10 protein-coding genes are annotated in these 8,131 nt (G+C 56.2%); 2 read left to right on the forward strand and 8 right to left on the reverse strand.

Annotated features, from left to right (window positions below; translation table 11 throughout):
* Positions 1-750 precede the first annotated feature (750 nt).
* The 5 genes from VGL70_13385 to VGL70_13405 all read right to left on the reverse strand — a co-directional run bounded on the left by VGL70_13385 (position 751) and on the right by VGL70_13405 (position 4,431).
* Positions 751-954 (reverse strand): DUF433 domain-containing protein, encoded by a 204-nt coding sequence (locus VGL70_13385; GenBank protein ID HEY3304517.1) that lies wholly within the window; start codon positions 952-954, stop codon positions 751-753.
* Positions 955-1,176: 222 nt separating this feature from the next.
* A complete protein-coding gene (locus tag VGL70_13390) occupies positions 1,177-1,788 on the reverse strand; it encodes a glutathione S-transferase family protein (GenBank protein HEY3304518.1) in 612 nt (203 codons plus the stop codon).
* A gap of 25 nt (positions 1,789-1,813) precedes the next feature.
* Positions 1,814-2,314, reverse strand: a complete 501-nt coding sequence (locus tag VGL70_13395) for a hypothetical protein (GenBank protein ID HEY3304519.1) — start codon at positions 2,312-2,314, stop codon at positions 1,814-1,816.
* Positions 2,315-2,843: 529 nt separating this feature from the next.
* A complete protein-coding gene (locus VGL70_13400; protein ID HEY3304520.1) occupies positions 2,844-3,878 on the reverse strand; it encodes a hypothetical protein in 1,035 nt (344 codons plus the stop codon).
* A gap of 235 nt (positions 3,879-4,113) precedes the next feature.
* Positions 4,114-4,431, reverse strand: coding sequence for a hypothetical protein (locus VGL70_13405; GenBank protein HEY3304521.1), 318 nt, complete (start codon positions 4,429-4,431; stop codon positions 4,114-4,116).
* A gap of 640 nt (positions 4,432-5,071) precedes the next feature.
* On the opposite strand from VGL70_13405, the gene VGL70_13410 reads away from it, so the two are divergent.
* Positions 5,072-5,710, forward strand: a complete 639-nt coding sequence (locus VGL70_13410) for a glutathione S-transferase family protein (protein ID HEY3304522.1) — start codon at positions 5,072-5,074, stop codon at positions 5,708-5,710.
* A gap of 105 nt (positions 5,711-5,815) precedes the next feature.
* Here VGL70_13410 and VGL70_13415 read toward each other — a convergent pair whose 3' ends face one another.
* Entirely contained in the window at positions 5,816-6,133 is a 318-nt protein-coding gene (locus tag VGL70_13415) for an RNA-binding protein (protein ID HEY3304523.1), read from the reverse strand.
* Positions 6,134-6,568: 435 nt separating this feature from the next.
* Here VGL70_13415 and VGL70_13420 point away from each other — a divergent pair, with 435 nt between their 5' ends.
* Positions 6,569-7,096, forward strand: a complete 528-nt coding sequence (locus VGL70_13420) for a CarD family transcriptional regulator (protein HEY3304524.1) — start codon at positions 6,569-6,571, stop codon at positions 7,094-7,096.
* 343 nt (positions 7,097-7,439) lie between these two features.
* Here the strand turns inward: VGL70_13420 and VGL70_13425 are convergent, their stop codons facing one another.
* Positions 7,440-7,565, reverse strand: a complete 126-nt coding sequence (locus VGL70_13425; protein ID HEY3304525.1) for a hypothetical protein — start codon at positions 7,563-7,565, stop codon at positions 7,440-7,442.
* Positions 7,566-7,608: 43 nt separating this feature from the next.
* Positions 7,609-7,971 (reverse strand): RidA family protein, encoded by a 363-nt coding sequence (locus tag VGL70_13430; protein ID HEY3304526.1) that lies wholly within the window; start codon positions 7,969-7,971, stop codon positions 7,609-7,611.
* Between the last annotated feature and the right edge of the window lie 160 nt (positions 7,972-8,131).

An 8,131-nucleotide genomic window follows, 5' to 3' on the forward strand; every position in this document is an offset into this window, starting at 1 on the left:
GGAAGGCGGCGACCAGATCGAGTACGAAGAAGAAGACCCCGCCATCCACCGGGACTACGAGGCGGCCCTGGCCAAAGCGGGCGCGACCTGCAGAATGGGCGGCAAGCACCCCTTCTGCACGGCCAAGGCGGAGGCGGCGTAGCGCTAATCGAAGGCGTACAGGCCCGCGGCACAGACAGGCTCATTTCGACGTTTCGGGAATGCCGAAACGTGGAAGTGGATGATTCTTCTTCCCCCAATCTAAGCGTTCTTCGCCGCCAACTTTCCACGCCTTCTAGACGGTCTCCGTTCTTTTATCTTTTGTTCCAGCCACAGATTAATTAGAGCGTTACCGGAAATCTTGTGTGCGCGGGCTACCGACTGTATTTTTTGGAGAGATCTTTCTTGACGGCATAATAAGTCGCCTCGGGCTCGAGTACGACGTCGAATTTGACCCGCCTCGTCTTATCCCAAACACCGCTCAAGTCATGCTGATCCCAATACTTTCCGATTTCGGCATACGAGCGTGCTTTGGAAATCGAACTCTTATTTTTTTTCATATCTTCTGCCCACCCTCGTCCGTCCAGGTTGAACTACGACAAAGTCGCCGATCAGCCGCTCTCCTCTTTGCCTCACCAAGTCCACTACGGTTTGCGGAAGGCTGCGTCGAGCCCGCGCCGGAAAACGAAGAAACATTACGCCGCCACTGGGCCGCTTGTTGGCGTAGACCAGTTGCCCGAAGTCCTTATCTTCGTGATTAAGATGCGGTCTTCACGCCAACGTGTCGGCGGCGTAGCCTATGGCCGCTTGGATGTCTTCCCGCGAAAGCCGGGGGTAGGCGTCGAGCAGGTCATTTTCAGTCGCCCCTTCGCTCAGCTTTCTGAGAATCAATTCGATGGGAATACGGGTACCGCGAATGACAGGTTTCCCCAGCATCACCTTGGGGTTGATTTCTATACGGTCGGTAACGGTCATGGGGAATCTCCGATCTGCGAGATCATTGTGACGTTGCGAGAACCATCGCGTCAAGCCGCAGGTGGTACTTTCGTGTTTTCGCAATTGCGAAAACGTGAAAACATCACGAGTGGTTCATTTCGACGTTTCGGGAATTGCCGAAACGTGGAAGTGTCTGATTTTTCTTTTTCTTGCTGAAAGCTGATCGCTGACTGCTGACCGCTGATAGTTTTTTCCCATCGATTATCCTGCTAATTTCTTGATCGAAGGGCGCGACTTCATGCGCTCGCACCATGCGCCGAGACGCGGCAGCGCCGCCGCCGGCAGGACGCCGTAGTCCACCATGCGGCCGAAGCGCGGCCACAGCGCGACGTCGGTGAGACTGAACTCGCCCAGGAAATAGGGCTGGTCGCCGAGCGCGTCCTCCAGATAGCGCAGCAGCTCTCGGAGCGCGCCGCGCTTCTCTTCCATCAGCGGCGCGTTCCGCTCGGATTCTTTCTTGAAAAAAATCTCGTTCCTGAGCACCCAATAAGGCTCGTGCAGGTGGTTCAGGCCGTAATCGATGAAGACCCGTCCGCGGCCGCGGAGATACGCATCTTTGGGCATCAGCGGCGGGTCGGGGTAGCGTTCGTCGAGATACTCGTTGATGATGCAGGATTCGAAGAGTACTTTGCCGCCGTCGTCTATGACGGGAACCTTACCGTACGGATTCAGCTGCAAGAATTCCGGTCGCTTTTGGTCCCGCCGCGCGAGATCGAGGGTCACGCGCTCGTACGCGAGACTTTTCTCGTGGAGAGCGATCTTCACCCTGTCGCTGTTCGACGACGGCACGGCGTCGTACAACTTAATAGCCATGCTGTTCCTCCATCTAGCGTCCAACCTACTCTGAAAGCCTGAACTCCGGCAACAACTTGGTCGCTTCGGCCGCTTCGATCGGCTCGATTTTGAATGGGCCCTTGCCGTCGCTGAGGCTCGCCGCCACAACTCCTCCAGCAAGCCCGAAAAGCAGCGGCAGCGCCATATATTTATGGTGTTCTTCGCGCCGCGATACGCGAAGGTAGTAGGTTCGCTGGGCTTCGAGGTTCATTTTGAGAGCGAATCGCCCGCTGTCGCTCCAAATGTCGGCGGCGACCTCCCGTTCTCCCGGAACGGCATCGACAACGAGAAACCCTCTGTTCTTCAACCCGCCGACGCGGACGCCGTCGATCTCCAGCCGCGCGGGCGGACCGCCGACGGGGCTTTCCTCCAGGCGAAAAAAGATGAGGCGCGCCTTGTCCGCCGGCACGGGTTCGGTGGCAAAGCGGCTTTCGTCAAATCTCGCCCCGCTCGCCGAGCAGCCGGCGAGGAGGAAAAGAACGATGATCGCCGTGAAACGTTTCAAGCTTGCCTCCTCACTTTCGTCTTTTCGCAATTGCGAAAACGTGAAAACATCACGGAACGGATCATTTCGACGTTTCGGGAATTGCCGAAACGTGGAAGCGTCGCATGATTTTCATTCGAGAGTGTCGGGATATCCCGTGAACCGGATACACTCCTCCACTTCCTGAAGCCAATTCAAACGGCTACACCCGGGAGCCTTGTCGTAGCCTTCGCCGGGCTGGCGACTCTTATGATTTACCGCCAGCGAGTTTATCGGCGGCCAACCATTGTCGTGACACCACTCTGCAATTTCGCGTAAGAAAGGACCGACGTTGCGCTGCAGATAGCGTAAACCGGCTCTATCACAGAGCAGGCCGTAAGGAATGAGGGCGGAATCAGTCGAAACTTGCCCTGGCGGGCGAACTATTTCGCGATGATGATTGAGAAGTGCTTTTGCAAGGGCACGAGCTTCAGGCGACATGATCCAGTGTCAGTGATTTGTCTGTTTTTTCATCTTCATCCCTCTTCCTTCATCCTTGCTACTGACCCTCCTACTTTGACGCCAATAACTGTTTGATCCGGTTCACGATGGCGGGCTCGATTTCATACAAGCCGTTCACCATCTTTTGTATGGCGGGTCCATCGACCGGGTCGATCTCGAGCTTCGCCTTTTCCGCCTCGGCCAGAAGCTGAGGATCTTTCAGAGCGCTGATGAAGGCTTTCTGCAGTGTTTGCACGCGCTCTGCGGGCACTTGGGGAGGGAGAGAATAGAGCCTCTGTTTGCCGTAAAGGTCGCTGGCGATCCGGAGAAGTTTTTTCCCTTCGTCCGTCTTGGCGTAGTCGACCGCGAGAGGGACCCCCTTCAGCTCGGGATGAGGCTCGCTCATCGTCTGGAGCACGACATGAGCCTGTCCTGCCTGCAGCGCGTTGGCCCAAGTCACCTTCGCCGATTGCCAGCCAAAGGCGCAGGTACCGTCGAGTTCCCCTGTTTCCGCCGCCAGCCTGATTTCAGCGGTACCCTTGAAGCCCTCGATGAGCTGGAGGGGGAAACCCGTGGCGGCGGCGAGGAGCTTGGTATCATCGGTGCCGCTGGTGCCGGGGCCGATCGCCCCCAGCTTGACTGGAGTTTTGGCCTTGCGCCAATCCTCTGCCGTCTTTATTCCGCTGCGGTCGGTCGTTACGCACACGAGCGAATCCGCCGTCGGCATACCGAGCCAGCCGAACTTGCGCCCCTCGAACTGCACCGCGGGGTTTCCCATGAGGTGCTGTAGAATAAGCGGGCCCGACCAATGCCCGACGACGGTCCCGTCGCGCGGAGCGCTGTTAAAGACGTGATTGGCCGCGATCAGCATGCCCGCTCCAGGCATATTCTGGACGACCGTGGCGGGTTTGCCGGGAATATATTGAGAGATGTGGCGCGCGATCAGCCTGGTGTACGTATCGTAGCCGCCGCCGGCGGAGCCCCCGACAATGAATTGGATTGTTTTGCCCTTGTAGAACTCCTCGACGGAGGCGGCGAACACCGCCGTGAGCAGCGCTACCGAGATAAATATAGAGAGCAAAAATACGCCGAGTGCCTTTGCCATGAGCCACCTCCTGGTAAATCGGCTGTCCTCCCCGGAGGCTAAGTTGTCCGTGAGGCTCATGTCAAGTCCACGATAGCCCCGCGTAAATTGGCTGAGAGCTGTTTGATCAGCGGGCTTCAACAACAAAGTGGAAGTGGTTCGCATCGAGCAGAAGCCCGACAAAAAAGAGAGGCCCCCGAGGGCCTCTCTTTTTTTTCCGAGGCCCGGCTGGGGCCGGGCCGGAAGCGCTCTCTGGCTAGACGGCTCTAGCGGCGATCTGGTGGGAAGTCGAATTTGCGACCTCAAAGGACTCCACTTTCGGAACACCTTCAACCACCTTCGACAGGGTCTTCAAGATCTCAGGATACTTCTCGCGGCCGTAAGCCTCCGCATCCTCTTTCCTATCCCAGAAACTCAGGGCGACCACCTCGTTACGTTCCGGGGCGACGAGAGTGATCTCATCCCTAAATCCCTTTTGTTTCCGGAGAACAGGAATAACCTCATTCTCAAGTGTGCGGGTAAACTCAGGCGCACAATTGACCTTCAGCTTTATTGCGACGTTGCGAGTATACATATCAACCTCCTTGGTTGGACTGGTGAGAGGGCTGAATTTGGGGGGGCTTACTTGAAGAATTTCAGGTAACCGAGGAGGGAACCCTATGCCTGGCTTCCGTCTTTACCGCTATGATGGTCGGGCACTTTTTGGATCCATTGATGCCTCCGCTGCCCGACTCAGCACTTTACTATCAACCTATATTCGGAAGAAAGATAGGGGTTGATCAAAATAAATTACCCGCTGGTTTTCTCCCAATCCATTAGACACCTTCGATCAATTTTGGAACACGGAGATTTGCCATGCACTGCCTCTAGCACAGGAGCAGAGAAAGTGTCAGTCTTCGTAAGACCAGACAGCTTGTCCCCAAGTCATCGCCCGGACATCCACACCAGTCCGGCTTGGGCGGCTAAGCCTTCGCCGTGCGGAACTCCCATCCGGAAACAACCCGCCGGTTATCTCGGCGCACAAGGAGAATAAACATGAAGCAGGATGCACGAAAAAATTTGCATAGGCGGAAGCGACAAGAGAAGCGCCTTGCTATGAAAAAGTACATAGCGGAGAAGAAATCAAAGGCGATGGTTACGTGAAAAGCGAAGAATGGGAAGGCATGGTTGCGCATTTGAGCAAACGTGACAATGAATCTATTGAGGAGACCAGAATGAAAATCGCTCTTTACTACGCCCCCAACACCTGCGCGCTCGCGCCCTATGTCACCTTGACCGAAGCGGGCGCCGATTTCGAGGTCCGGGCGCTCAACTACCGCAAGCGGGAGCATTTCACGCCCGAGTATCTGAAAATCAACCCGAAGCACAAGGTGCCGACGTTGGTGGTCGACGGCAGGATACTGACCGAGAACGTCGCCATTCATCAATGGGTCCATCGGACCTTCCCCGACGCGAAGATCCTGCCCAGCGATCCGTGGGACGAGTTGAAGGCGGTCTCGCTACACGCCTGGTGTGCCAGCGGCATCCACCCCTTTCTGAGCCGGATCAACAACCCGCCCAAGGTCTGCGACGGCGCGGCCGACAGCGTGATCAAGCTCGCGACGGAAGGTCTGTTCGAGAATTTCGGCATCGCCGACGAGATGCTGGCCGGGCGCCAGTACTTCTTCGACCATTTCACCGCCCCGGACGCCCATTTCTTCTGGTGCTGCCGCCGCGCCACCCAGTTGGAGGTGGACATTTCGGGCTTTCCCAACGTCGCGGCGCATTTCAAGCGCATGCAGGAGCGCCCGAGCGTCAAGAAGCTGCTCGGCTTCGAGAAAGAAGTGCAGGAAGGGTTTGCCAACACGGCCTAGGCAACTATCGATCTGCAACGACAAGGCTCCCGAACCCTTTTTTACCCTAAAAAAAAAGGGGCAACCCGACCGGTTGCCCCTTTGACTACTTACGTAACGCGAAAACTACCAGCGATCGCGTCCGCCGCCCCTGTTCCCGCCGCGTCCACCGCCCCCCCCGCCGCCGTCGCGCTTCTGCATCGGCTTGGCCTCGTTCACCACCAAAGTACGGCCGTCCAATTGCGTGCCGTTCAGCGCCGAGATCGCCTTTTGGGCCTCGTCGCCCGACGACATCTCGACAAAGCCGAAACCGCGGGATTGACCCGTGAACTTATCCGAGATCACGTTCGCGGACTGTACCGTGCCGTGCTCCGTGAAAAGTTCCTGTAAACGCCCTTCCGTTACGGAATAAGGCAAACCACCGACATATAATTTATTACCCATGTTCTCCTCCTAAGAGACTGTTATGGTCTTTGCTCCTCAGAACCTGACTGCAAATGCGAGAACATGGGTTTTTAAACTTATTAAAACCACGCCCTGGTCGGATTGTCATTTAGAGATCATTCGCAAGGAGAGAGACTGACAAGAGGCCTTCAAACTTTTTGCTTTCCTCAGAAGGCCGTATACTGAAGAAGATAATGCACTGTACGCGGTGCCGCACGCGATGTCAACTCCGATTGCGAAATAAATGCCGCGGGCGGGAAACTTTCTTTCGCCGCGAAGCAGGCAGCTGTATCCTATATCCCTCGGAGATGGTAAGATGAATCATCACGAACATCGTACCGGACTTCTCCTCCCTTTGGTTCGTAATCCGGACTAATCAAGCACGAGCTGGAAAACTTCGCTTCACCCGGGCTCCAGCGGAATATGGAGATTCGCATGAGGTTGACGGTCGGCAATAAGGTTGTTTATCCGGGCCGGGGACCCTGTCTCATCGGCGCGGTCATCAATAAAGTCGTTTGTGGAACGTCGGCAAGCTTTTACCGATTGACACTCCTGGACGACAGCAGCGCCGAGTTATTCGTGCCGGTCGAAAAGTCGAGCGATCTGCAAATCCGGTCATTGCTGGACCGATCCGAGATTCCCAAGCTACTGGCCAATCTCAAGACCCGCACCGGCCCAGCTACAGATCCTGGACCGAAAAGCTGGCGCCAGCGAAACCTGGAGAATCTGGAACTATTCAACTCGGGATCGATATTCGACCTGGCCCGAGTAGTCGAATCCCTGACGCAGTTGAGCGGCACCAAGACACTGGCGTCGAACGAGCGGGAGACCCTTCAGCGCGCGAGAGCGCTGGTGGTATCCGAGATCGCGGCAGTGATGGACGAAAGCAAAGCTGCCGCAGAGGCGCGCATCAACACGGTGCTGGAGGCCGGTAAGCAGAAGACGAACCGGCGGCAAAACTAAAAACTATTCGTGTGCCGGGCACACGCGGCGCATTCTTAGGCGATTGACATACCCGCCTTTGATTTGAATCGTACAAACAATCAGCCGGTTTATCCCGGCGCACAAGGAGAATAAGCATGAAGCAGAATTCACGAAAAGATTTGCAGAAACGTAAGAGACAAAAGAAGCGCGCTGCTATGAAAAAACACTTCGCGGAAAAGAAATTAAAGGCTGCGGTAGCGACCAGCATCGCGTAAGTCGTCATTTCGACGTTTCGGGAATTCCCGAAACGTGGAAGCGTCTGATTTTTCTTTTTCTTGCCCGCCCCTCGATCCGGAGCCTGTCCTGAGCTAGCCGAAGGGCCTCATTCTTCGATGTGAATTTCTTGCCAGGGCCTTCTCGGATCACAGTAGCGATGTCCGATGCTGCCGCTGAAAGCTGATCGCTGACGGCTGATCGCTTTGTTAATCTTCCAGCTTTCCGCTTTCATCCCTCATCCTTCATCCTTGACGTCTAATCCGGAATGCAAGCAGTTACGGTGATCCCACCAGGAGATCGGGGGAGTTCAACATCACCTCCACGGTGGTCCTCGCCGGCTTGTTCGTCGGAAAGAACTTGCCGTACTCCTCGTTATAGGCCGCGAGGTCTTCCCGTTTGGTCAGATGCGTTGTCACGGTTAGGGCGTTATCGAGGGACGTGCGAGCGGCTTCCAAAATAGTCTTGACACGCAGCAGAGCGTAACGCGTCTGCTCGCGAACGCCTTTGCCGACTTCCCCTGAGACCGGGTGTCTCCCCGTCTGCCCGGCCACAAAGACCAGATTGCCGAACCGCGTCGCGGGCGACAGATTAGGATTCGCCGCGGCCAGACTGACCTGAATGACTTCTTTCTTGGGCATCTCAGTCGAGATTGAAGTAGATGTCCGGGTGGCCCCAGGCGGTTGCCCGCCCGAGGCTCCCACAGACCCGTACGTGCATTTTTGATGCATACGGTTCCTCGGATCATGGTCTCGCTGCGCGAGAATCGCGCACCCTATGCCGAGCAAACTTCGACTGTTT

The sequence above is a fragment of the Candidatus Binatia bacterium genome (genome assembly GCA_036504975.1).
GTDB lineage: Bacteria > Desulfobacterota > Binatia > UBA9968 > UBA9968 > JAJPJQ01.

Coding starts and splice junctions, on each gene's coding strand:
- VGL70_13385 (HEY3304517.1), bottom strand. CDS start 954: ATGACCGTTACCGACCGTATAGAAATCAACCCCAAGGTGATGCTGGGG.
- VGL70_13390 (HEY3304518.1), bottom strand. CDS start 1,788: ATGGCTATTAAGTTGTACGACGCCGTGCCGTCGTCGAACAGCGACAGG.
- VGL70_13400 (HEY3304520.1), bottom strand. CDS start 3,878: ATGGCAAAGGCACTCGGCGTATTTTTGCTCTCTATATTTATCTCGGTA.
- VGL70_13405 (HEY3304521.1), bottom strand. CDS start 4,431: ATGTATACTCGCAACGTCGCAATAAAGCTGAAGGTCAATTGTGCGCCT.
- VGL70_13410 (HEY3304522.1), top strand. CDS start 5,072: ATGAAAATCGCTCTTTACTACGCCCCCAACACCTGCGCGCTCGCGCCC.
- VGL70_13415 (HEY3304523.1), bottom strand. CDS start 6,133: ATGGGTAATAAATTATATGTCGGTGGTTTGCCTTATTCCGTAACGGAA.
- VGL70_13420 (HEY3304524.1), top strand. CDS start 6,569: ATGAGGTTGACGGTCGGCAATAAGGTTGTTTATCCGGGCCGGGGACCC.
- VGL70_13425 (HEY3304525.1), bottom strand. CDS start 7,565: ATGAAAGCGGAAAGCTGGAAGATTAACAAAGCGATCAGCCGTCAGCGA.
- VGL70_13430 (HEY3304526.1), bottom strand. CDS start 7,971: ATGCCCAAGAAAGAAGTCATTCAGGTCAGTCTGGCCGCGGCGAATCCT.